This window comes from Peribacillus simplex, assembly GCF_001542915.1.
GTDB lineage: Bacteria > Bacillota > Bacilli > Bacillales > DSM-1321 > Peribacillus > Peribacillus simplex_B.
In genome coordinates, this window is sequence record NZ_LNNH01000025.1 from 75,627 (window position 1) to 99,831 (window position 24,205).

18 protein-coding genes and 1 pseudogene are annotated in these 24,205 nt (G+C 44.4%); 7 read left to right on the forward strand and 12 right to left on the reverse strand.

Annotation, left to right across the window (positions count from 1 at the left end):
• Positions 1–12: 12 nt before the first annotated feature.
• From megL to AS888_RS13280, 3 genes are all read right to left on the reverse strand, one after another.
• Complete coding sequence (megL, locus tag AS888_RS13270; protein ID WP_061142628.1) at positions 13–1,188, reverse strand: methionine gamma-lyase; 1,176 nt, start codon at positions 1,186–1,188, stop codon at positions 13–15.
• Positions 1,189–1,351: 163 nt separating this feature from the next.
• Positions 1,352–1,993 (reverse strand): YczE/YyaS/YitT family protein, encoded by a 642-nt coding sequence (locus AS888_RS13275; RefSeq protein WP_464684208.1) that lies wholly within the window; start codon positions 1,991–1,993, stop codon positions 1,352–1,354.
• A gap of 11 nt (positions 1,994–2,004) precedes the next feature.
• A complete protein-coding gene (locus AS888_RS13280) occupies positions 2,005–2,445 on the reverse strand; it encodes a GNAT family N-acetyltransferase (protein WP_061142629.1) in 441 nt (146 codons plus the stop codon).
• A gap of 125 nt (positions 2,446–2,570) precedes the next feature.
• Between AS888_RS13280 and AS888_RS13285 the strand changes: the two genes are divergently transcribed.
• The gene (locus AS888_RS13285; protein ID WP_061142630.1) at positions 2,571–3,023 is read left to right on the forward strand and encodes a MarR family winged helix-turn-helix transcriptional regulator; all 453 of its coding nucleotides are present in this window, start codon (positions 2,571–2,573) and stop codon (positions 3,021–3,023) included.
• 59 nt (positions 3,024–3,082) lie between these two features.
• Here AS888_RS13285 and AS888_RS13290 read toward each other — a convergent pair whose 3' ends face one another.
• Together AS888_RS13290 and AS888_RS13295 are read right to left on the reverse strand one after the other, a co-directional pair.
• Positions 3,083–4,219: a DEAD/DEAH box helicase gene (locus tag AS888_RS13290; RefSeq protein WP_061142631.1), complete on the reverse strand. Its 1,137-nt coding sequence runs from the start codon at positions 4,217–4,219 to the stop codon at positions 3,083–3,085.
• 47 nt (positions 4,220–4,266) lie between these two features.
• Positions 4,267–5,592: an ATP-binding protein gene (locus AS888_RS13295; RefSeq protein ID WP_061142632.1), complete on the reverse strand. Its 1,326-nt coding sequence runs from the start codon at positions 5,590–5,592 to the stop codon at positions 4,267–4,269.
• A gap of 319 nt (positions 5,593–5,911) precedes the next feature.
• On the opposite strand from AS888_RS13295, the gene AS888_RS13300 reads away from it, so the two are divergent.
• Positions 5,912–7,957 carry a molybdopterin oxidoreductase family protein gene (locus AS888_RS13300; RefSeq protein WP_061142633.1) on the forward strand — a complete coding sequence of 682 codons (2,046 nt, stop codon included), beginning with the start codon at positions 5,912–5,914 and terminating at the stop codon, positions 7,955–7,957.
• Positions 7,958–8,221: 264 nt separating this feature from the next.
• Here AS888_RS13300 and AS888_RS13305 read toward each other — a convergent pair whose 3' ends face one another.
• The 3 genes from AS888_RS13305 to AS888_RS13315 all read right to left on the reverse strand — a co-directional run bounded on the left by AS888_RS13305 (position 8,222) and on the right by AS888_RS13315 (position 12,724).
• Positions 8,222–9,742 carry an aldehyde dehydrogenase family protein gene (locus tag AS888_RS13305; RefSeq protein WP_061142634.1) on the reverse strand — a complete coding sequence of 507 codons (1,521 nt, stop codon included), beginning with the start codon at positions 9,740–9,742 and terminating at the stop codon, positions 8,222–8,224.
• A gap of 204 nt (positions 9,743–9,946) precedes the next feature.
• Positions 9,947–11,380: an aldehyde dehydrogenase family protein gene (locus AS888_RS13310; RefSeq protein ID WP_061142650.1), complete on the reverse strand. Its 1,434-nt coding sequence runs from the start codon at positions 11,378–11,380 to the stop codon at positions 9,947–9,949.
• Between the two features lie 18 nt (positions 11,381–11,398).
• Entirely contained in the window at positions 11,399–12,724 is a 1,326-nt protein-coding gene (locus AS888_RS13315) for an aminotransferase family protein (protein ID WP_061142635.1), read from the reverse strand.
• A gap of 327 nt (positions 12,725–13,051) precedes the next feature.
• Between AS888_RS13315 and rpoN the strand changes: the two genes are divergently transcribed.
• On the forward strand, positions 13,052–14,413 hold the full coding sequence (rpoN, locus tag AS888_RS13320; RefSeq protein ID WP_061142636.1) for an RNA polymerase factor sigma-54: 1,362 nt from the start codon (positions 13,052–13,054) through the stop codon (positions 14,411–14,413).
• A 76-nt stretch (positions 14,414–14,489) separates the two neighbouring features.
• Here rpoN and AS888_RS13325 read toward each other — a convergent pair whose 3' ends face one another.
• Both AS888_RS13325 and AS888_RS13330 read right to left on the reverse strand, forming a co-directional pair.
• On the reverse strand, positions 14,490–16,235 hold the full coding sequence (locus tag AS888_RS13325; RefSeq protein ID WP_061142637.1) for a glycosyl hydrolase family 18 protein: 1,746 nt from the start codon (positions 16,233–16,235) through the stop codon (positions 14,490–14,492).
• 338 nt (positions 16,236–16,573) lie between these two features.
• A complete protein-coding gene (locus tag AS888_RS13330) occupies positions 16,574–17,116 on the reverse strand; it encodes a uridine kinase family protein (RefSeq protein WP_061142651.1) in 543 nt (180 codons plus the stop codon).
• Between the two features lie 151 nt (positions 17,117–17,267).
• Here AS888_RS13330 and AS888_RS13335 point away from each other — a divergent pair, with 151 nt between their 5' ends.
• Positions 17,268–17,948, forward strand: a complete 681-nt coding sequence (locus AS888_RS13335; RefSeq protein WP_311316481.1) for an HAD hydrolase-like protein — start codon at positions 17,268–17,270, stop codon at positions 17,946–17,948.
• Here the strand turns inward: AS888_RS13335 and dacB are convergent.
• Positions 17,931–19,421, reverse strand: coding sequence for a D-alanyl-D-alanine carboxypeptidase/D-alanyl-D-alanine endopeptidase (dacB, locus tag AS888_RS13340; RefSeq protein WP_260320201.1), 1,491 nt, complete (start codon positions 19,419–19,421; stop codon positions 17,931–17,933). The two genes, AS888_RS13335 and dacB, sit on opposite strands and share 18 nt — an antisense overlap.
• A 131-nt stretch (positions 19,422–19,552) precedes the next feature.
• On the opposite strand from dacB, the gene AS888_RS13345 reads away from it, so the two are divergent.
• From AS888_RS13345 to AS888_RS13355, 3 genes are all read left to right on the forward strand, one after another.
• Positions 19,553–20,047: a PH domain-containing protein gene (locus AS888_RS13345; protein ID WP_061142639.1), complete on the forward strand. Its 495-nt coding sequence runs from the start codon at positions 19,553–19,555 to the stop codon at positions 20,045–20,047.
• Positions 20,048–20,049: 2 nt separating this feature from the next.
• Positions 20,050–21,516 (forward strand): PH domain-containing protein, encoded by a 1,467-nt coding sequence (locus tag AS888_RS13350; RefSeq protein WP_061142640.1) that lies wholly within the window; start codon positions 20,050–20,052, stop codon positions 21,514–21,516.
• 202 nt (positions 21,517–21,718) lie between these two features.
• Positions 21,719–23,710, forward strand: a complete 1,992-nt coding sequence (locus AS888_RS13355) for a methyl-accepting chemotaxis protein (protein ID WP_061142641.1) — start codon at positions 21,719–21,721, stop codon at positions 23,708–23,710.
• An 87-nt stretch (positions 23,711–23,797) separates the two neighbouring features.
• Here AS888_RS13355 and AS888_RS25100 read toward each other — a convergent pair.
• Positions 23,798–24,205 (reverse strand): annotated as a pseudogene (locus tag AS888_RS25100) (transposase); the annotation flags it as partial.

Here is a 24,205-nt window from a genome sequence, read left to right on the forward strand (position 1 = left end):
GATACAAGTGCCTCAAAAGGCTTGTTGCAGATCGTCCCAGATGTCTTGCCAAGCTTCCAGTCCAACCGATAATCGGATGAGCTGATCGCTGATGCCCATTTGCCGGCGCGAATCTTCAGGGACGGCCGAGTGCGTCATGGTAGCGGGATGCTGGATCAAGGTTTCGGCATCCCCTAGGCTGACGGCAATTTTGATTAATTGCAGTTTATTGAGAAATCCCTGGGCATCCTCTTTTGTACCCTGCAATTCAAAAGAAATAAGACCTCCCCCATGTTTCATCTGCTTTTCCATAATATAATGGTCCTCATGCGTTTCATCCCCTGGATAGTAGACCCGTTTCACCTTTGGATGCTTCTTCAGCTCGCGGAAGATTTCCATTGCATTGGCAGAGTGCCGATCCATCCTCACAGGCAAAGTCTTCAATCCCCGCAATAGTAACCAGGCATCGAATGGGGAAATGATCCCGCCAATATCTTTTTGTGTCGTTCCCGCTACGTGATTCATGAAGTCTTTGCTGCCTACGACAAGCCCGGCAACGACGTCCCCATGTCCGCATAGATATTTCGTTGCGCTGTGAAGGACGATGTCACAGCCATATTCAAGCGGTCTCTGTAAGTAGGGGGTGGAAAAGGTATTATCGACAACCACTGTCACATTGCACTCCTTCGCAACTCTCACCACCATCTGTAAATCAATCATTTTCATCGTCGGATTTATCGGGGTTTCCACATAAATGCAGGTCGTTTGCGGACGGATCATCCTCCTCACCTGCTCCTCTGTATCCATTGCACAAAAATCATGATCGATGCGATATTTATTTTTCATTAACTGCAAAAGACCGAACGTGCAGCCATATAATCCCTGTGAACAAAGGATGTGGTCATCCGTTTTAGTCAAAGCCAATAGCACAGCCGAGACCGCAGCCATCCCCGAACCGAAGGCAAGCCCCACTTCAGCTCCCTCCAAGGCGGCGATTTTTGCTTCCAGCACCTGTACCGTTGGATTTCCAAGACGAGAATATATATATCCATCTTCCAAACCTGCAAAACGCCGTTCCCCTTGCTCCGCCGTATCGAAAGTGAAAGTAGAGGTCTGGAATAAGGGTGCAGTCAAGCTCCCTAAATGCTCCTTCGAGTCATATCCTTCATGGATGACTGACGTTTCGAATTGTTTATGCTTATCTGCCATATTGACTCCTCCCAACCTATGTCTCTTCCTATTTTATGCCAGAAATCATGTTATTGGAAGCGTTTTCATTAAGTGTGTACATCATTTTCACGTCCTAATATGGTCCCACCCTTGCTGATAACTTCCGGTCATCTTATTCATGCAACAGAACGAAAAAACCATCCTACAGCGAATGGTTTTTTCCTTTATCACTATTTGCGGTTGAGCTAAAGGAACTTAATCTATTACGAATCAGCGGGGTAAAGTAATTAAGAACCGGACCTCCCAAGCAAACGGTTAAGAGCGTTCCAATACCGATCGGCCCGTTGAAAGCGAGTGCCATTCCCAAGAAGAAAAGATAAATGAATGTTTTTGAGAATAATATATTCATGCCAGTTAAATCCTGAATGATGAACATCAAACGATCTACAGGAATAGGGGCAAAGTTGGCATGTAAATAAATAGCCGTTCCTAACCCGATGACTGTTAATCCGACTAGTACACAAATAAGTTTAGTGAGCATATGTTCCGGTTGTATCAAGGTTTGCAGTAAATAGAGCCATAGATCAATCCCAATGCCTGTTATAAAAGCTGTTATTAACCCTAACACTTCCGGCCTTTTCCTGTTTAATAAGGCATTAAACAATATCATGATGGCCGCTATGATGAATTCCCAGCTTCCAACCGTCAGGCCGACTTGTATGGAGAGTCCGACCAAAAGGGCATCGAATGGCGATGTTCCTAGATCCGATTGTATCGTCAAGGAACAGCCTAGTGTTAAAATCATGATCCCCGTTACATAGTGGATGAACTTCGTTTTACCCACGTTAAACAGCCTTATTCATTAATCAATTCTTTTATCATGAGAATATGGGGACCGCCGTCTTCCATGAAAACATCTGAAGAAGTCCGGTAGCCAAGCTTTTGATAAAAGCCCTCGGCTTGAGTTTGCCCATGTAATTTAACCTGCGCTATCCCCTTCTCCCTTGCGATTTCTTCCAATGTTTTTATGATCGTTTTTCCTAGGCCGAACTTCCGATAAGCCTCCAGGATACAGATCCTTTCCAATTTTCCTAACTCATCGACGACCCTTAGCCGCCCAGTTCCGACAGGCTGATCATTATAAAAAACTAAAATATGGTCAGCTTGACCATCGAGTGTATCGAATTCGTCAAATTCATCTTCCAATCCGAAACCTTGTTCCTCAACAAATACTTCTTTTCTGATTGCAAAAGCTAAATCCAATTCGTCAGCCATCGTTATTTTTTTTGAATCCACTGAACTTCATCACCTTTCTAGATTTATTCCATTAGACAAGTCATAATACATTCATAACCTTGTAATAGTATAAATGAAATTCATTTTGTTGTAAATACAACAAAAAAAGAAATGGGGATTTTCGAATGAAGGAAATACTTCGTGAAATAGGAATGATTGCAAGAGCATTGGACTCGATAAGCAATATAGAATTCAAAGATTTTGACCTGACGAAGGGTCAGTATTTATATCTTGTCCGAATCTGTGAAAATCCTGGGATCATTCAAGAAAAGGTAGCAGAAATGATAAAGGTTGACCGCACGACAGCAGCTCGTGCCATCAAAAAGCTCGAGAATCAAGGTTTCATTGTAAAGAAAAATGATGATCACAACAAAAAAATCAAAAAATTATATCCTACTGATAAGGGTGATAGGGTTTATGTATATTTAAAGAAAGAAGGCGAGTATACCGACAAGGTCGCCTTGGCCGGTTTTTCTCCTAAAGAAATTGAAACGATGTTTCATCTTCTTCACAAGGTCAGAAAGAATATTGAGGTCGATTGGGAATATGTGAAGAAAGGAAACAAAAGAGAGTATTGATCTTCCATTCAGTTCAATTAACAAGCGACAGCCATAACGGCCGTCGCTTGTTCGAAGATCTATTCGTCGTCCACGATATTACCACCATAGAAGGTTACTCTCGATAGGGGGATATCCAGTTCACGAGCCATTTTTTTCAACTCGCGCTCCTCCCTTTCCGTCACGATGGAAATGACGGTGCCATCAGCACCGGCACGTCCGGTTCTCCCTGATCTATGGATATATTGGTCGATATTATCGGCCATATCAATATGAACGACTGCAGTCAGACCTTTAATATCAAGCCCTCTTGCCGCTACATCCGTCGCAATAAGCATAGGTGATTTGCCTGAACGGAGCTTGCGCAACGCTTTTTCCCGATCGACTTTATTGGATTCTCCGTGAAGGACTCCCATCTCGATTCCTTTGTAACTCAGCTTTTCATGTAAAACGCTCAGCTCAGCTATATCGTTAAGGAAGGCAAGGGCCTTCACATCTTTGATCCTCGTGATTTTTTCAAGAATCTTGGATTTTTCCCTTCTCTCTACAACAAAGTAAAGATGGTCCACCTTCGATTCCATTTTTTCATGCTTATCGACCTTTATCAGTTCAGGTTCATTCATGAATTTACGAGCCGCTTGTTCCGTTTCCGCTGGCAATGTTGCTGAAAACACCAAGATTTGCCGGTCCTTTAGCGTCGCCTTAATAATATTTTGGATCGTGCCCATGTGCTCAGCAGTAATCAATTGGTCGCCCTCATCAAGCACAATCGTCTTAACTTCATGCATCTTCAATTTCTTTTGGGCAATCAATTCAAAGATCCGTCCTGGTGTCCCGGCAATGACCTGTGGATGTTTCTTCAGTTTGTCCAACTGCCTTTTTACGTTAGCGCCGCCGATGAATGCTGCGCCGGTTATACCGCTTCCCTCTGACCAAATCCGCACTTCTTCATTGATTTGCATGACCAGTTCACGGGATGATGCCAAAATCAAAGCTTGGGGGGATTTTTTTTCAGGATCTATTTTTTCTAGCAATGGCAATAAATACGCTAATGTTTTTCCTGTTCCAGTCGGTGATTCAGCCATGATGTCTTTTCCTTCGACGATTACGGGAATCGCTTTCGTTTGGATCGGTGTAAGCTGCCCGAATCCAGACTTTTTCCATACCTCTTGGATATATGGTTTTCTATCGTTCAATAATGCAGGTAATTCGCTCATATCGTTCTCCTTTAATAAAAAACTTTTCCTAACTTCCATAGTACCATTTATTCTTGTCCAGTAGCCAACGGAATCCGAATTGTAACGGTCGTCCCTTTGTTGACCTCACTTTCAAAATCCAGCTCCCCGTCCAGCCGGTGTACGATCTTGCGGCAAATTGCCAGGCCGATCCCCGTGCCCTTCTCTTTCGTCGAATAAAAAGGCTCACCGATCCGTTCAAGGCGTTCCGGCTCCATACCGCTGCCATTATCACTGATGCTGATCACAGCGTTATCATTGATGATTTGCAAGGATATATCAATTTCGCCATTTTCGTCAATCGCTTCAATGCTGTTCTTCACAATATTGATGAAAAGCTGTTTGAGTTCTATTGAATCGGCCATGATTGAAATCGGCTCAGCGGTTTTAATCCTAAGCATCATCTCGATATTGTTTAAGTTCGTTTCCGCGTTCATCAAAGTGAACACCTGCTGTACACTGTCTGCGAGATCGATCCTTCGAAAAGCAACATCCTGTTTCTTTCCAAGAATAAGCAATTCACTGGAGATGATATTGATACGGTCGATTTCCTTCAACATGATATCGGAATGCAGGGGATTGACCTCCTTCGTGATATCCATTAATTGGACGAACCCTTTTAATGAGGTCAGTGGATTCCGAATCTCATGGGCGACGGCAGCTGCCAGATGTCCAATGACCGATAGCTTTTCGGACAAGACCATCAATTCTTCTTCTCGCCGCACTTCGGTAATATCCCTGACGATTGCATATACACCTAGCATTTCCGATTGAACGATGATCGGTAAAAAGGTGACACGGATGATCCGCTTTTCATTTCTCATGTTTTGGAAGGTCGTTTCGAATTTCACAGCTTCGCCTTGAAGGGACTGTGTAAAAAAAGCAGATATCTTTTCCGCTTCATTCCAATTAATGAGGTGATTGCAATTCTTCCCCATCAAGCTGTCATTATGCTGCCCTAACAGCTTTTCCGCTTCAGGGTTGATGGAAACGACATTTCCTTCAAGGTTCAATTCAATGACACAATCGGGGTTATGCTTGAAAAGCGACTGATACTGTTCATCCTTAAGATTGAATTCCTGCTGCGACCTTAACATTTTCCCCGTCCAATACCGGATTAAGAAATATAAGAATATCCCGGTTATGAAAATGAAGGCCCATCCTTTGGAGTGTTGAAACATCGCATATATCTGAACATCTGACTTTGCCTGTGTCATCGAGAAATAATCCGAGACAAAAATCCATAAGACCCCAATGATTATATATATAAGGGCTACTTTACCTGCAATTTTATGAGTTTGGTTCATATCTTTTCCTTTGTATGTTTTTGGTTTATCATTCCCAATTTTGCTCAAAAAAAGCCCTCATGTTTTAAACATAAGGACCCTTTTGATATTGTACCATATTTTTTGTAAACATTTTGAATATCTCATCAAAAATCAAATAACTATTCATGAGATTCTCTTGCTTTGGAACGACTGAAAGCAACGACCGCTCATATTGAAAAAAGGTAGGCAGATCCCAAACACCAATATTTACAATTGTGTTGGCTGGTACTAGAATGAAGTCAACGAACACAGCTTTCGTGCATGTATGGATGTTTCACCAACATGCTCCGATTGATATGAATTGAAATCGAAGAAACGAGATTAGATTATTAGGAGGTATTTGCCCATGCAATCCTATATCAATCAGCCTGATGGAATCTTTCCCTCAGTTTGCTCTCTTGATTGTCCGGATCAATGCGGTTTATTGCTGCACAAGAAAGACGGGAAAATCATCAAGGTTCAAGGCGACCCGGACCATCCCGTCACGAAAGGGAATATTTGCAATAAAGTAAGGAATATGACCGAGCGCCTATACGATCCAAAACGATTAAAGCAGCCACTAAAGCGCATCGGCCCAAAAGGGGAAGGTCACTTCGCACCCATCAGCTGGGAAGAAGCGATTGACACCATCACTGCCAATTGGAAGGAATTGATCAAAAAACACGGTCCCGAAAGCATCCTTCCTTACAGCTTTTACGGAAATATGGGGAACCTCAGCGCCGAGGGGATGGATCGCCGTTTTTTCCATAAGCTCGGCTCCAGCATGCTTGAGCGCTCCATATGTAACGCGGCCGGTTCCGTCGGCTACAGCTATACAATGGGCGGATCTTTCGGCATAGACCCTGAAGAAACGATCCATACCAAGCTTTTCATCATGTGGGGCATTAATGCGGTGAGCACCAATATGCACCAAGTTACGCTTGCCCAGCAAGCCAGGAAAAACGGAGCCAAAATAGTCGTCATTGATGTACACAAAAACCAAACAGGTAAATGGGCTGACTGGTTCATCCCCATCCTCCCTGGTACCGACAGTGCCCTCGCCCTCGGTTTAATGCACATCCTATATGAAGAGAATTTAATCGACCAGCCTTTTCTCGATGCATATACAGTGGGTGCCGAACAATTGCGCGAACATGTCCGTCAATACGACCCGGCGACCGTATCGGGTATCACAGGTGTGCCCATTGAGGATCTATATGAATTAGCGAGGATGTACGGAACGACCGCCCCTTCATTCGTCCGAATCGGCAATGGCCTGCAGCACCATGACAATGGCGGCATGGCAGTACGTACCATCGCCTGCCTTCCTGCACTTACCGGCCAATGGATGGAAAAAGGCGGCGGCGCGACCAAAGGCAATTCAGGATACCTGGCATTCAATACAAATGCCTTAAGACGCCCTGACTTATTACAGGATAAAACGACGCGGACGATTAATATGAACCAAATCGGCCAGGCCCTTTTGGAAAAAGAAAACCCGATTCGCTCCATGTTTGTATATGGCTCCAACCCGGCGCTAGTCGCCCCGAATGCCAATAAGGTACAGGAAGGCCTTAAGCGCGAAGATCTTTTCACAGTGGTCCATGATTTATTTTTAACCGAAACGGCCATGTATGCTGATATTGTCCTCCCTGCCACTTCTTCCTATGAAACGGAGGATTTTTATAATTCCTATTGGCATAATTACATTCAAATTCAAAAACCTATAGTCAAAAAATACGGCAATTCGAAATCGAATGTTGAATTGTTCAAGCTGTTGGCTGTTGGGATGGGCTTTCAAGACCCAGCTTTTAAAGACTCAGAGGAAGATATGATCCGACAGGCTCTCGATTTCCCGGATAACCCATATTTAGACGGCATCACCTATGACTCCCTTTCGAAAGACCAGTTTGTCAAGGCGAAGATGAAGCCGCTGTTCCCGGGTAAGCTGCAAACACCTAGCGGCAAAATCGAACTTTATTCCGAAAGGATGAAACAGCTCGGTTACGATCCATTGCCAACATATAAGCCAATCATAAAGGACAGCGACCTGCCCTTTTTATTCATACCGGCACCTAACCATAACTTCTTGAACTCAACCTTTTCCAATAACGCCAAACATATTTCATTGGAAAAGGAACCGAAATTGCATATGAATGCGATTGACGCCAAAAGATTGGGTATCGTTACTGGTGATATGGTCAGGGTTTGGAACGAACGCGGGGAATGCCTGTTGAAGGCAGCAGCAGGTGAAAATGTATTGCCAGGCGTGCTGGTCAGCCAGGGCTTATGGCAAAAGACGCCCGAAACGAAGCAGCACATCAATGTCCTCACGCCTGATCGCCTATCAGACATGGGTAATGGCGCCGTTTTCTTTTCAGGACGAGTTGATCTTGAAAAATCCCGGCATTAGCAGATCCGAGGAAATATCTGCTGTTTTTCTGGATTCATCGAAGATTTGGAGGACTATATCTGAGGTTTTTTCCGTTTTATCGATGAATTTTGGAATATATACATGGCTTTGCCCGATTTATCTGCGATTCTGGGAATTCATCTTCAATTTCCCCCTATTTATCTGCGAATCTAGAAATTCATCTGCGGTTTTTCCAGACCGTAGCATATACACAGAAAAAGGCCATTCCACAAGGAACGGCCTTTCTTTTCCTAATACTAGCTCTTATTCTTCATCAAACCAGCCTGTTGGTTGAATGTCCAAGTTATTATTGATTTGCTTCAATTCTGTGTATGCCTCATATCCGAACGTGCCTAGTTCGCGTCCATTGCCGCTTTGCTTGAATCCGCCCCACGGAGCTTCGTTGTAAGTCGGATGATACGAGTTAATCCACGTGATGCCCGCACGTACCTTTTTAATGACGCGGTTTGCTTTGGCGATATCATTGGTGAATACTGCTCCCGCTAAACCATATTTCGTATCATTGGCGAGATGGAGAGCCTCCGCTTCATCCTTGAACGTTTGAACGACAAGCACCGGACCAAAAATTTCTTCCTGCACGATCCGCATATCAGGTGTCGTATCGACAAAGATCGTTGGCTCGACAAAGTAGCCGTTTTCCAACCCTTCCCCTTTAATTCGATTTCCTCCAACGATTAATTTTGCTCCTTCTTCTTTTCCGATTTGAATATAAGATAATATCTTGTTCATGTGAGCCTCTGAAACGACAGGTCCCATTTGGCTTTTTTCATCGGAGCCTGAACCCACCTTGATGCGCTTCGCTTTTGCAGTAAGGCTTGCTACGAACTGATCATAAATCGACTCTTCCAAAAGTAAACGCGAGCCGGCTGAACAAACCTGCCCTTGATTACAGAAAATCCCATACAAGGCATAATCGACGGCTGTCTCAAAGTCAGAGTCCGCGAATACGATATTAGGGGATTTACCGCCAAGCTCCAATGTCACTTTCTTTAAGTTTCCAAGCGACGCTTCCATGATCTTACGTCCGGTTGCCGTACCTCCTGTAAAGGCCACTTTATCGATTTCTTCATGCTCGGCTATGGCCTGTCCGACAACGGGTCCAGCTCCTAACACAAGGTTCGCGACACCTTTTGGCAAACCGACTTCAGCCATGATTTCAAACAGCTTGACCGCAGTCACTGGTGTAATCTCCGATGGTTTGAAGACGACGGAATTTCCTGCGGCAAGTGCAGGTGCCAGCTTCCAGGCTGACATCATCAACGGGAAATTCCAAGGTACGATTTGCCCGCATACACCGATCGGTTCCCTTACGACCATCGCTTGTTGCCCGTCAGGAACTTCGTAAGTCTGCCCTGTCGGTTTTGTAGCCAAACCTGCATAATATCTAAAGCAGGCAGCCGAATCATCGATATCAAAACGGGACTCGCGTAATGGTTTCCCATTATCCAGTGTTTCCAACGCAGCAAGCTCTTCGGCCTTTTCTTCAATCTTGTCGGCGATCTTGAATAAAATGCGGGCCCGCTCGACTGCCGGCGTTCCCCACCATCCGCCTTCATAAAAGGCATACTTGGCTGCCTCTACCGCTTTATCGACATCCTCCTTGGTTCCTTCCGCAGCTGTAGCAATAACTTCTCCCGTGGCCGGATTTAATACATCCCTTTTTTCACCTGAAGACGAATTCACCCATTGACCATTAATGAACATTTTTAAATCCAATGCTCCGGTCCCTTCTTTTTTCGCGTTATTTTGTAAAGTTTCCTGCATTAAAATTCCTCCTCGGTTTAAGTGATTTTCTTAATAGATTAAAGAGCAAGTTTCATGCCATTTTAAAAGGTTGATAAATCACGTATTTTTACCCATCCGCCGTCCATTTACATTCATTCGTGAATTACTTATTCATTTCTGCATAACTTTTCGACTATTTTCATCAGAAAAAAAGAAGATGGACATTTGCCCATCCTCCACCTACTAATTCCGATTAAAGATGATCAATTTCATTTCCGTCATTTCCTCGATGGCATATTTTAATCCTTCGCGGCCCGTTCCGCTTTTTTTGACCCCGCCGTATGGCATGTTGTCGACGCGGTAAGTCGGGATATCATTAATGATCACACCGCCGACTTCCAATTTTTCTGCCGCAGAAAGGGCCAGGTTGATATTTTCCGTGTATATCCCAGCCTGAAGGCCGAATTGGGAGTCATTGACCAAGTCAATCGCTTCTTCAACGGATGAAACCTTATTTATTAACACGATTGGTGCAAAAACTTCCTGACAGGAAACCTTCAGCTTCGAATCGACTTCCAACAACACAGTTGGATGGAGGATATTCCCCTCGGATTTTCCTCCTGCTGCAACGACCGCACCATGTTGTTTGGCTTCCCCGATCCAGTCGAGGCTCCGTTTTACATCACCAGGACTGATCAAGGCAGAGATGTCGACCGAAGGGTCCAAAGAATCGCCAAGCTTCAAGGAATTTGTTGCTGCCGTGAATTTTTGGACGAACTCATCGTATACGTCTTCATGTACATATGCACGTTGTAGCGAAATGCAGACCTGCCCTTGGAAGGCGAATGCTGCCGAAACACAGCGCTGGATGATTTTATCGATATTGATCCCTTTATCCACAATGACGGCCGCATTTGAACCAAGTTCAAGACTCACCTTCTTCAATCCCGCTTTATTGCGGATTCCGATCCCTACAGCAGGACTGCCGGTAAAGGATATGCTTTTCACCCGTGAATCAGTGACTAATTGATCACCGATTACAGAGCCGCTTCCGGTAACTAAATTGAATGCTCCGGCAGGCAAATCCGTTTCCGCCAATAGCTCTGCAAGAAAGATCGAGGATAGCGGCGTTTGGCTCGCAGGTTTCAAGACGATCGTATTACCCGCGGCAATGGCCGGGCCAACTTTATGGGCGACCAGGTTCATCGGGAAATTAAAAGGCGTGATCGCACCAAGAACACCAATCGGTTCACGGACTGTATAGCCAATTCGCCCCTCCCCGTCTGCTGTAGCGTCCATCGTCAATGTTTCCCCGTGAATCCTCTTTGCTTCTTCCGCGGCAAATTTATATGTGGCAATCGTACGGGCCACTTCTACCATTGCCGTTTTAATCGGCTTCGCTGCCTCTTTAGCGATAATTTCAGCTGCTTCTTCCTTACGGCTTTCCAACAGACCTGCAAGTTGTTCAAGTATGGCGGCACGTTTATGACTCGGCAGGGCTGCCATCGTTTTTCTCGCTTGATGAGCCGATTCTATCGCCAGCTCCACATCTTCCATGCTTGCCGAAGGAATTTCCGCTAACACTTTCCCGTTATACGGAGATACTAGCTTCGTGAAATGTTCAGTTGCTTGCCACTTACCATTAATGAATAATTTTTTCTTCAGCGTTTCCGTCATTTCCATCCTTTTCACCTCTTATAAAATTTCTTTTTCGACAGCTGTAAATGTTTTATCAAGAATATCAATGATCTTTTCGACCTCTGTTTTAGTGATGATTAAAGGCGGGGCGAATACGAGTGTATCTTGATCAAACGTGACAGACCGGCAAATCAAGCCATTCTTCGCCGCTTCAGCCACAAGTTTTGGAGCTAATTGTGTCCCAAAGCCTTCCCCTGTTTTCTTGTCCTTGACGATGGAGATGCCTCCGATCAGTCCAAGCGCCCTGACATCACCAATGATCGGGTGTTCGCTCTGAAGCTTCTTAAAGCCGGCAAGCAACTCTTCACCGCGCCGTTTCGAGTTTTCCATCAGATTTTCACGTTCAATTATTTCAATGTTTTTCAAAGCAACCGCACAAGCCATCGGGTGACCGCTGTATGTGTAGCCATGCAGGAGCGTGCCTTTTGATAGCGAAATGAAGTCCTTGTGAAGCTTATCATTCAGGACCACACCACCTAATTGGGCGTACCCACTTGTCACACCTTTTGCAAAACACATCATATCCGGCACGACGCCATAATGTTCAATCCCGAAATAAGTCCCTGTTCTCCCGAAACCTGTTATGACCTCATCCGTCACCATTAAAATGCCATATTCATGGCAAATCTCCCTTACTTCCTTAAAGTAGCCCTCAGGAGGGAGATTCACGCCGCCTGCTCCTTGGATCGGTTCCGCGATAAATGCCGCAACCGTTTCCGGACCTTCTTGCTCGATGACCCTCCGCAACTCTTCAATCGAAGATCCGTCGACATAACAAAAATCAGGAGCGATGGAATTCGTGAAGTCACGGAACGGTTTCAGGCCCGTCGCACTTGTCGCCCCCATGGCAACTCCATGATACGATTTCGAACGTGAAATGATCTTTTGGCGATTAGGCTGGCCTTTCAATATCCAATAATGACGGGCAAGTTTGAACGCCGTATCATTCGACTCCGATCCGCCTGAAGTGAAGAAAACGGCATTCAAATCACCAGGAGCAATGGAAGCGATCTTGGCAGCCAAACGAATGGCAGGCTCATTGCTGAAAGTGGCGAAGTTAGAGGTGAAAGCCAGCTTTGCCATTTGTTCTCTTGCCACATCAGCCAGTTCTTCTTGTCCATGTCCTATGTTCACATTCCAAAGTGAAGACATGCCATCGATGACTGTCCTTCCCTTAACATCCGTAAGATAGATCCCCTTGCCTTCTTTAAAGATGAAACTTGGACCATCTGCCTGCTGTTGCTCGATTGCCGTAGTCGGATGAATGAAATGCTTTTTGTCCAAATCGATTAATTCCTGAATACCCGTCTTCTCTTTAATCATGTAAAAAACACCCTTCTTGAATAATGATTTTTTTATATTTATAGATATTGCAAGATGCATGCCAAAGTATATGAACCTAATATCATAGGTATTCAACATAAAACGATTCATATTCAAATCAAAAATCGCACTCAATGATTTATTTACGAATCAAATGATTTATATTCGAATCAAACGATCCCTATCATCCTGTTGCCGTTTCTCGCGTAAAAACCTACAATGTTACATAACCTGACATACGATGTTGAATTTTCTGAAGATTTGTATTATTATCTATACTATCCTTTTGTTCACTTCGTTAATCTAATACGAAAGAAGTTGATAGATATGCAGGTAGGTTTTGAAATGCAGCTAAAACAATCCTTGAAGTTATCATTAACCCCTGAATTACGGCAGGCAATCAACATCCTGCAATATTCCACACATGAATTGATGGATTTTCTACATGAGCAGGCTAATGAAAATCCTGTTCTTGAAATGGCCGCAGCAACTAATGACCCCCTCGCCTCAAACTTTGAACCTAGCATTCGTCCACATATCATGGACTATCGTAAACGAGAAACTTCATCGAATAGGAATCACAATGATTTCAACCCAATCAATAACCTTTCCTGCACTACAGATACATTGGAAGCCCATTTATTGGAGCAGCTGAGTTTTTTCCCGTCATTGAAAGACAGTGAAACTAAGATTGTCGAATTTTTAATAGGAAGCTTAAATGAAAATGGGTTTCTTGATATTGATATAAAAGGGGCAGCCTTGCTTTTTTCAGTGTCCGCCGAGAAAATCGAAGCGATGATTGAAGTACTGCAATCCTTCGATCCCATTGGCGTCGGTGCTAAGGGTCTGACGGATTGCTTACTCATTCAACTTCGCAAACGAGAAAATGATAATCAATTGGCTTATACGATCGTCGAGAAGCACTTATCGGATTTAGCCGAAAAGCGCTATCGGAAAATTGCGGGCCTTTACAAAGTGACCCTTCAGGAAGTGCAGGAGGCAGCGGATTTCATCCGTACCTTGAACCCTCGCCCTGTCAGTCATTTTTCCGATGAGATGATCCATTACATCGTCCCGGATGTATTCGTGGATAAAAAAAAAGATGGATACAGGATAACGGTCAACGATAGCTTCCTGCCCAAGCCGTCCATTAATCCTTTCTATAAGGACAGCATTGCCATGAAACCGGAAAATAGAGCTAATGACTACGTTAAATCTCATCTACATGATGCTCAGTTGCTGATCAAGGGGATCGAACAAAGGCAAATGACTCTATACAAAGTGACGGCTACAATCATGGAAGCGCAGCAGGAGTTTTTCCTGCGGGGAATGGCTGGATTAAAACCGATGACACTGAAGGACATTTCCGAAAAACTTCAGCTTCATGAGTCAACGATAAGCAGGGCGACGAGTAATAAATACATCCAGACACCGCATGGACTTTTTAAATTAAGGAATTTCTTTACGAGAGGGTTAAATCATGTAAACGGCAAAGACTGTGAATCAACGACTACCATCAAAGAAAAAATAAAGGTCTTGATTGCCGACGAGGATAAAATAAAACCATTTTCAGACCAAAAGCTATGCCAAATCTTCGAAAGTGAAGGAACGATGATTTCCCGCCGCACCATTGCAAAGTACCGTGAAGATCTTGGTATACCGGGTTCATCCAAGCGGCGCAGATTTTAAGATCCAATTAATCACTGTCATAAAAAAAGACTATTCCAAAAGGCATGCCTGTTGGGAATAGTCTTTTATGTTTTTCTTAATCCATTTCATTCACGGCCACATTAGTGATGACAGCTGGGGCAGGTCCCCTGCCTTCTCCCCCTATGGTCACCGTTTCACCCGGATTGATTTTTTTATTCCATTGGTCATTTTTGATCACATAGTGATGCTGTGATTCACTGATGATCCTCCCATTCCATATTTGCTGGATTTCCCCCGCGTAATCGAACTCTACCTTCCAATCATCAATAGGCGATGTTCCGGAATTTTTGATCCTGATCTGGAAAATGGAGCCTGACCCCCACTTAGAAGTGATGGTATATGTGACATTTACATGATTGATACCGCCTTGGTCAGGTCCTTTAATGCCGCCTTCGAGCAGATCATCGGAAATTTTTTGCAGAAGGGTATCGCCTTTGCATGTATACTTCCCTGAAGTCCTGCAATCCAGGCTTAAATCCCAAATCATTGCCCCTTCCATGTCCTGTGATTCGATGAAATCGGTTTTATGCCCGATGGACTCGCGGTCGTCATATGAAATGAACGATTTCGTCCTTTGATTATACAGGAAAGGCACCTTTGCTTCGTCATTCCAATATCGTTTGTAGCCTTTCTTATTTATATAGTTCGCGGCAAGGTCCCCGTAATCGAAAATTCCGGTTATGCCAGATGCAGCATCATCCCACGTCCCCTGAGGCAGAAAAGAGCCATTGCTTCCAGGTGTGGCAGTTTGGTATTCCCCATTTTGCCCTCCACCATCTACACCGGTCCAGCCTTTCCCATAAAACGGCAATCCAAGTGTGACTTTATCCATGGGCACTTTCGCTGCCTTATACCGTTCAACCGACTCCTTGACCGTCAACCCCCAACTATTATTGGGATCATTTTTTGAAAAATATAGCGGTGCATTATGGTTTGTAGTCGTTTCCCAGCCTCCGTGGAAATCGTAGGTCATCAAGTTGATCCAATCCACAATTCCCGCAATCTTTGAAAGTTCCGTATTTTTTATGAACGAGCCGCTTATTCCCGCTGCAATCGTCAATAGATATTGCTTTCCGTCTTCTTTTTCGGCTTTATCCAATTCATTGCGAATTTCCTGGAGCAATGATGTATAGTTTTCTTTATCTTCCGGACGAAGAGAGTTCCCCTCAAGCCCCCCTTCAACAGGATATTCCCAATCAAGGTCGACGCCATCGAAGCCATATGCCCGAATGAATTCGACCGAGGATTTGGCGAACACCTTTCGTGTTGCAGGGTCCGCTGCCGCATCGGAAAAACGGTTGCTCCATGACCAGCCACCGACGGCAATAAGCGTTTTTATATGCGGGTGCTTTTCTTTCAGATCGGCGAGTTTTGCGAAGTTTCCGCATTCCGCACGATTACAATCCTTCACTGTCTTTTTCCCATAAGCACGTTGGACGTCAATTTCAGGGTCGCCTAAGACAACTGTTCCATTCGGTATTTTTTTACTTTGAAGTGGAATGGATTTATCCTGGCACTTCCATGTCTTCGAACCCGGATTACCCACAGAAGGATTCCCATGAACTCCATTCCAGCAAATATCGGCAAAAGCATAGTTGATATGGGTTAGATTCGTTCCATCGATATCCTCCACCTGGTAGTCTCGGTCCTTCGCTCCCCATGAAGTATAATAACCAACGACTTTCTTCACTGATTCACCGGAGGCTTCTGCCGATTTTGACGCTCCTATGCTTCCAAATATTAATGAAGCGATCAATACCACAAGCATCCCCATGGAATACATCCATTTACCTTTTTTCATTCCCCTTACCCCTCCCTATTTCCAGATACTAGAATGAGTCTATTAAACTGACGACCCACTAAGTTGGAATTTACAAAATTTGTATGATACTAATATTTTACATGTCATAACAAATTTTTTGTACAGGAGGAAAGACCTGTTTGTGTAAAAAAAATCCAAATGTGATATTTCGATTGTTATAAGGTCCTCTCATAAAAAAAAAATCGGTGATATTGCACTTCATACGTAAAAATATTCCGTATCAGTGAACAGCGTTTCCTCCCCCAAAAGCCTGCAAAATTCATATGATTATTTCAAGGAAACCTTTACAATTAAAATGACTTGGATATTCGCTGGATTCAGCCTGTTCCGTCCACCACAAGATTCGCTCTTTCTTGGGGCGTTTGCGCTTCCACATAGAGGTTTTCCTGAATCATCCAGTTATCTTCCCATATCTGACGCGCCTCTTCGCCATCCCGTTCGAGGCCGCGTTCCAAGCGCCTATTTCGGGGACATTCCACCCAGATGGTGAAATCATAAAGCAGAGCCAATTCTTTACGGGTCGAATATATTCCTTCAATTATGACCAGTCCTTCAGAAGGAACGACATGCCACTCCGCCAAGGCATCCTTATCCCAATCATACCGCTGATATCTTGCTTCCATCCCTTCGGAAAGCGGTTTAAGGACTTGCCGGAACACCCGCTTCCAATCATAATCTCCTCCGATTGGCTTTTGGGACGGCGGCAGCGGGACGCATTGCGAAGAGGGGAGATGAAAATCGTCCATATGAACAACGGCACTCCCCGGATACGCTGCCTGGATTAGGGAAGCTAGTGTACTTTTTCCAGACCCGCCCCTGCCATCTATGGCGATCAGATAGGGAAATCGTTTTGGGGACATGAAGTGAACTTCGGCTATAAGGCCATCAATCGTGAGCGGTCCTTTAATAGTTGGAAATTTCATGAGCATTCCTCCTCTATTACATACTTCCATCCATCCCCCCTTGTTTCCTTTGGGGATGGAATGAAAAACTGAAAAGTAGGTGCACCTATTGAACACGATCCAATCTGCCGCCATTTTCGATATGGACGGTACCTTATTTCAAACAAACGAAATTTTAGGTTCTTCACTTGAAAAAACATTCGATGTCCTCCGGGCAGAAGGAAGCTGGAGGGGGGATGCCCCGCTTGCAGCCTACCAAAGGATAATGGGCGCCCCATTAAGCGCCGTTTGGGAAACTCTGATGCCGGAGCACCCTGATCCTATTCGCCAGCAGGCGGACCGCCTTTTTTTGGAATGCTTGATCGAGGAAATCAAAGAAGGGAAGGGACAGCTTTTTCCTTATGTGCTGGAGACGTTATCAACGATCAAAAAGCTTGGAATTTCCATTTTCATCGCTAGTAACGGACTGGAAAAGTATTTGGAAGAAATCTGTTCATACTTTGGGCTTCATCAATATATTACAGACATTTACAGTGTCCAAAGATCTGCGGAAGGCTCCAAGCCCGACTTGGTACGAATGTTATTGGATGACCATCACATTCAAAATGCGATGATGATCGGCGATCGAAAATCCGACATCGAAGCAGCAAAGAAAAACAGCCTAACTGCTGTAGGCTGCCAATTCGGATTTGCAGAGGAACAGGAATTAAATGAGGCGGATGTACTCATCGCGGATTTCCGTGAACTGCAAACCTACGTAACTCATTGGCTCCTAACGTCCAGCGGCTAATACGCGTTCCTGTTCAGCGAGCATAACGGCTATCTTATCCTGGATGGCCGTTATCCCTTTCTCTTCCACAAAATTATTCAGGATGATTGAAAATATGACTTTTTCCCCTCGTTTCGTCGTCACATAACCTGCTAATGAGCTCGTTCCTGTAATCGTCCCCGTCTTCGCCCTGACATTCCCAGATGCAACGGTCCCCTTCATCCTCTTTCTTAGCGTGCCTCCCACCATTCGATTCTCGATTCCTGCCACCGGCAACGCATTCAAGTAAGCAGGAAACCACGTTTTTTCCTGTACGGCATATAGTAATCTGGTGATTTCATTTGCTGGAATCATATTGACTTGGGATATGCCGGAGCCATCCCGCATCTTGATCGTTTGCATATCGAGTCCCAAACTCTTCATCTCGTTTCCGGCTACCTTCAAACCATCCTTCCAGCTTCCTTCCCCGCCGGCTTCTTTGCCCATCTCTTTTATTAAGATCTCAGCATGACTGTTATTGCTCAGTTTCATGAAAGGAATGAGCAGCTGCGAAAGTGGCATGGATCGATGACTGGCAATCAAGTTCGCGCCTATTGGCGTTTTCCCTTTTTTCCTCTCTCCCACAATTTTGATTCCTTGTTTTCTCATCGATTTTGCGAATAGGCTCATGGCATATTCGGTCGGATCTTTTACCGGAATCCACTCCTTGACCTCCCTGGAATTCTCTGGAATCGTTCCGGTCACCGTAATGGTCCGTGTTCCATGAGAACGATCGATTTCGATTTTCCTATGACCGTCTGCCGCCACCGTTTTCGTTTTGTTGATGATCTTCACCTGATCCGTTTCCGGTGTCTTTTTCACCACTGCCTTGCCGCCTGCTTTATCACCTGGCGTAATTTTCACGATGATCGTTCCGGTATCATAATCTTCATCCGGGGAAGCGGTTAAAGCTGAAACAGCCGCTCCATAATATTCTTGTTCATCGCTCCATACCAAGTCTTTTGAATAGCGGATATCATCATACCAGGAATCATCCCCAATAAGATCTCCGTGAATGAGCGTCACTTTTTTTTGCTTTAGTGAAGCAGCCAACTCATCGAAATTTTCTTCCAGCAAGGTTGGATCTCCCTTTCCTTTCAAATACAAATTCCCCTGCAGGACATGGCCGACTTGCACACCTTTTACGTATACTTCCGTCAGAAATACATGGTCTTCCCCCAACGTTTCCAGTGCAGCCGCAGCCGTCAATAGCTTAAGGTTGGAAGCTGGGCGCAAGCGCGTTTGCGAACCTCGTTCATAAATCAGTTCCCCCGTTTCCGCCGAACGGATTGAAATTCCCACTAACGCGCCTGATAATGACGGGGAATCCTCCAAGATACGTTGAATTTCCTGTCCCACCGTTCCCTCTTCTTTCGCAGCCTGCATGGATTCACCATGAAAAATGCCTATCAAAAACAGGAAGAAGATGAAGCTTACCTTCCTTTTATATGTCAAACCCATCACTCCTACTCTAAAAACTGCCTCCTACTATCTTGTCCACTTTACCGCCATCTAATAGGAGACAAACCGGGAACTTTTTCGAAAGCTAGATCGTATAAGTATGAAGACACAAAAGGAGTGAAAGTATGTATTCAAAGGTTAAACCACCTACTAAACAGATTTCCAAACAAGCCGTGAAGGTCTGGCGGATGACTGAAGCCATTATCCATCTCATTATCCTTGCCATCCTTATCCTTCTATTATTTGCAGACGACTATTTTGCCTGGAAAGAATGGATTGGATGGGGGTTAATCGGACTTGCCGTACTATGCTTATTCGATTCTGTCTGGTCCATCTTCATTGAACCCGTCTTACTGCAAAAATATTGGCGGTACGATGTGAATGAAGAATTCATCCAAACAAAACGAGGAGCCTTGTATGAAACGCATGAACTCATACCGATGACGAAAGTGCAATCCGTCAGGCTGGACCAAGGTCCTTTGCTGCGAAAATATAACCTATACTCACTAAGCATCGGCACAATGGGTGACTCTCACGAGATACCTGCCATCCCAGAGGAAGAAGCCTATGAATTACGGGACCAAATCGCCTATTTCGCAAAAATTAAGGAAGTGGATTGACGATGGAAGAACAGACCAAGCGACTTCACCCCATCAAAATCCCTTTGGATTTAGGAAAATTGCTGAAAGGGAATATTTTTTTCATCATCATACTTTATCTATTCAACTTCGGATCAGAAAAAATGTATATGAAGATACTCCAAATCGCCTTTCTGATTTATTTGGCCTGGAGAGTCTTGGCGATCATCCTGAAATGGTATACCTATAAATATCAAATCAAGGAAGGCACCATCCATATTACCTCAGGCCTCATCTCGAAATCATATCAATCGATACCGCTTCATAAGGTGCAGAATGTCCATCGACGGACGACCGTTTTCCACAGGATTTTCAAACTAACCTCCTTGACATTCGAAACGGGGACCAGCGGGGACGAGGGCAGCGTACCTTTCGAGGTGATTTCCCAAAAAGAGGCCGAGCGGCTACAGCGGACACATTCGTCAAAGCATGATTCAATCATGGATGCGCAGGTTGCCGAGGAAAAGATTGCAGCAGACCTAGAACCATCCATGGAAAAAACGATTCATTTCACACCGACCAAACGAGACGTTCTGAAAGCCTCCTTTACATCGCTCAGCTTCCTGGCCCTCATTCCCGTTTTGGCCACATTATATAATACACTCGATGATTTCATCGATTTAAGAAATGCCGAAGGATACGCTGAGAAGGCAATGGAGTCGTGGTGGATCATAACCATCGCCATCACTGCCCTCATCTGCATAGCGGTCACCTTCGGAATCGTATCCACCTTTGTTAAATATGGAAAATATGAAATTTCATCCGATCAGGAGCGCATCCATATCACGAAAGGTGTATTGGACGAAACTACTTTTTCAATCCAGAAAGAAAAGGTCCAAGCAGTCGAGATCACCCAATCCATCATGAAAAGGATGCTAGGTTTAGCCGAAGTGAAACTGATAAGCGCAGGAAGCACCGGGGATGAAGGGCTTGATACAAATGTTCTCTATCCTTTTTTATCGATCGAACGGGCCTACGCGATGATAGAAGAGATATTACCTGCTTACAAGGTTGAACGTGCAATGGAGCCGCTCTCGAAACAAGCCTTCAAAATCCGAATGCTTCGCCCAAGCGTTTTCTGGCTTCTCACGACAGCCGCCATCTGTTTTTTCGATATAGCTTTGTGGTATCTTTCGCTGATTTTACTTGTCCTCATTTTCACATTGAGGATACTTGATTTCAAAAGTAGCCGCTACTTGTTGAATGGAGAGTTTGTTCAGTTTAAATCAGGAAGCTTAGAAACCTCTCTGTTCATAACCAAAAGAAGCAAGGTCATTCAAATTGAAGTCAGGCGTTCCAAACTACAGAAGGTTTTCGGGCTTGCCTCCATTGAAACGATCAACCGCTCCAAACCTGTACATCACACAACAATCCATGATGTGCCCGCGGAATATGCAGACGATTTTTACGCGTGGTACATAGGCAGAACCCAAGCTATCCAAACCGAATAAGCACCGTCCATGGAAGAGGTGACCCATACAGTCTCCTCTTCTTTCCCATCTGCAGCTTCTTGCGAATATCCACGTCATGTAATGGGCGCTCAAATCTGACGATTAATTATGGCAATTTTCTAAATGGAGGCTTCAAAAAAGTAAATGCGCACCGAAATATCTATTAGAAGCCAAAATTCGAACTATATAAGGAGCATTGTCCATGCAGAAAATGACAGATTGGTATTTTAATTCGCTAAAAAAACAGATATTGATTCCCTTTTTAGCTTTGATCATGATAAGCGGCTTGGCCATTGCTTACATGAGCTATAAAAACAGCATCGAGTTAACGACAGATGAGCTTACTGGAACGACGGAAGAGCAAGTCAAGTCAATGAATGAATCCTTTGAAATCTTCTTCAAGAAAACCGAGGATCAATTGGATAGGCTCAGTAAGTACCCCCGCATGAGCACTTATGAAAAGGACCCTGAATCGATAATCGATGAGTTTTCCCATACACAGTCAAGCAATTCCGAAATAAATGGCTTGTATCTCGGCACGGAAAAAGGGGGAAAAACAATAATATTCCCTAAAGCTGAATTGCCGGCTGATTTTGACCCTAGACAGAGAGAGTGGTATCAAGCTGCGTTAAAGGAAAAAAATGAAACCATTTGGACGGAACCTTATACAGATCAAGCTACAAATAAACTTGTCATCACTGCAGCAAAGGCCATATATGATGGTGACCGATTAATCGGCGTGCTCGGTGTAGACATTTCGATCGACACATTGGTCAAGATGGTTAACCAAACGAAGTTCGGTGAAACCGGTTATTCGGTTTTGCTGGATGAAAAAGGAGCCTTCGTTACCCATCCGGATAAAGAAAAAATTCAACAGGACATATCCAAGGAGAACATTTTCAAGAAAATGAAAAGTGAATCCGGATCGATGCTCGAGGAATATGAAGGAAAAAAACGGATCATCGGCTATGCCACCAACCCGACTACCGGATGGCGAATAGCTGGATTGATGGATGAAAATGAAGTGATAGTCCGTGCAAGCCCGATGATCAAAGATAATATCATCACGTTGTTGATTGTCTTTACCGTGACGGCCTTATCTGCCATCTTCATCACCAGATCCTTGACGAACCCGATTAAAAACCTGCAAGGCTCGATACGGAAGATGGCTGGCGGCGACTTCACGGCCATAAATTCGATCTCAAGGACCGATGAAATAGGACAGCTTGCAGAAGACACGAACATGATGGCCCGAAATATGAGCCAGATGTTAGGGAAGGTCAACACCCTTTCCGATAAAGTTTCCGACTCCTCGATGACGCTTGTCGCAAGTGCAGAGGAAAATTCGGCAGCGGCAAACGAAGTCGCCTTGACGATGGAGCAAATAGCATCAGGTGCCATAGATCAAATTGAAGTCGGGCAAAATAATGAAAAGGCCGTAAAGCTTTTGGCAGACAAAATCAATGACCTTGACGCAGAAACAAGCAAAATGGCGTTGGAATCGGACAATATGTTCAAGGCTTCCGAAAACGGCATCACTCAAGTGCGCGATCTAAAACAACAATTCAACGAAACATCGCTGATCTCCAATAAATTGGGTACAGCCGTTAAGTCATTGGATGCCCGTTCCCATGATATTAGCGCAATCGTAAAGACGATAAGCGGGATTGCCGGACAAACGAACCTACTCGCCTTGAATGCTGCCATCGAAGCGGCAAGGGCTGGTGAGCACGGGAAAGGGTTTGCCGTGGTAGCCGATGAAGTGAAGAAGTTGGCCGAGCAAACGGAGCATTCGCTGAAGGAAATCTCGGAAATCATCCAAGCGATGCAGGCCGATACAAGCAACACAGTACAACTGATTGACCAAGTCAATCAAAAAATCCATCATCAGGATACTTCGGTAACGGATACGGAGAATGCCTTCAGTCACATTGCAACAATCATCGAGAACACTTTCAGCAATTTTGACGAAATGAAAACGATGATGAACGATATGGTATCGGAGGTTACACGGATGTCCGGAAATGCAGAACAATTGAATTCGATCAGTCAGGAAACGGCTGCGGGAACCGAAGAAGTATCGGCATCTATCGAACAAACGAACGCCTCCATGGAACAATTAAATGCCCTTGCCAGTGATCTGGATACCTTATCACAGGAAATGCATAAAGAAATACGAAAGTTCATATTTTAATAAAAAAAAGGACGGACCCTAAAGGGATTCCGTCCTTTCAGTTTGTAGACAAAAGGTTGCGAGATTTGGGCTCTTCGAGCCACTATGTTAAGCCATTTTAGGACCTTGCCATGTCCAAGTGGCCATCTTCTTTACATTCATGGCAGCGAAAGTAAGCATCGCCTGCATCGACAATTTTTTAAGTCCCCTTAAAGTAGTCCAACGCATACCATGCTTTTCTTTTGCATCTGCGAATACACGCTCAATCGTCTCTTTGCGTTTCGCATATATAGGTTTTACCTCTTGATGATGACGCAGATGATCTGCTTCTTCCACATATGCTTGCCAGATATGCCGTGTCACTACTTTTTGATGGTCTTTGCTTTCCGTACACCGTGATAAAAATGAGCATGTTGGGGCGATTTGTATTCGCGATAGCCCTCTTTATTTGTTGTTGAGTACTTTAAAGTTTCTCCCGAAGGGCAAAGGTAACAATCAAAGTGTTCATCGTAAACA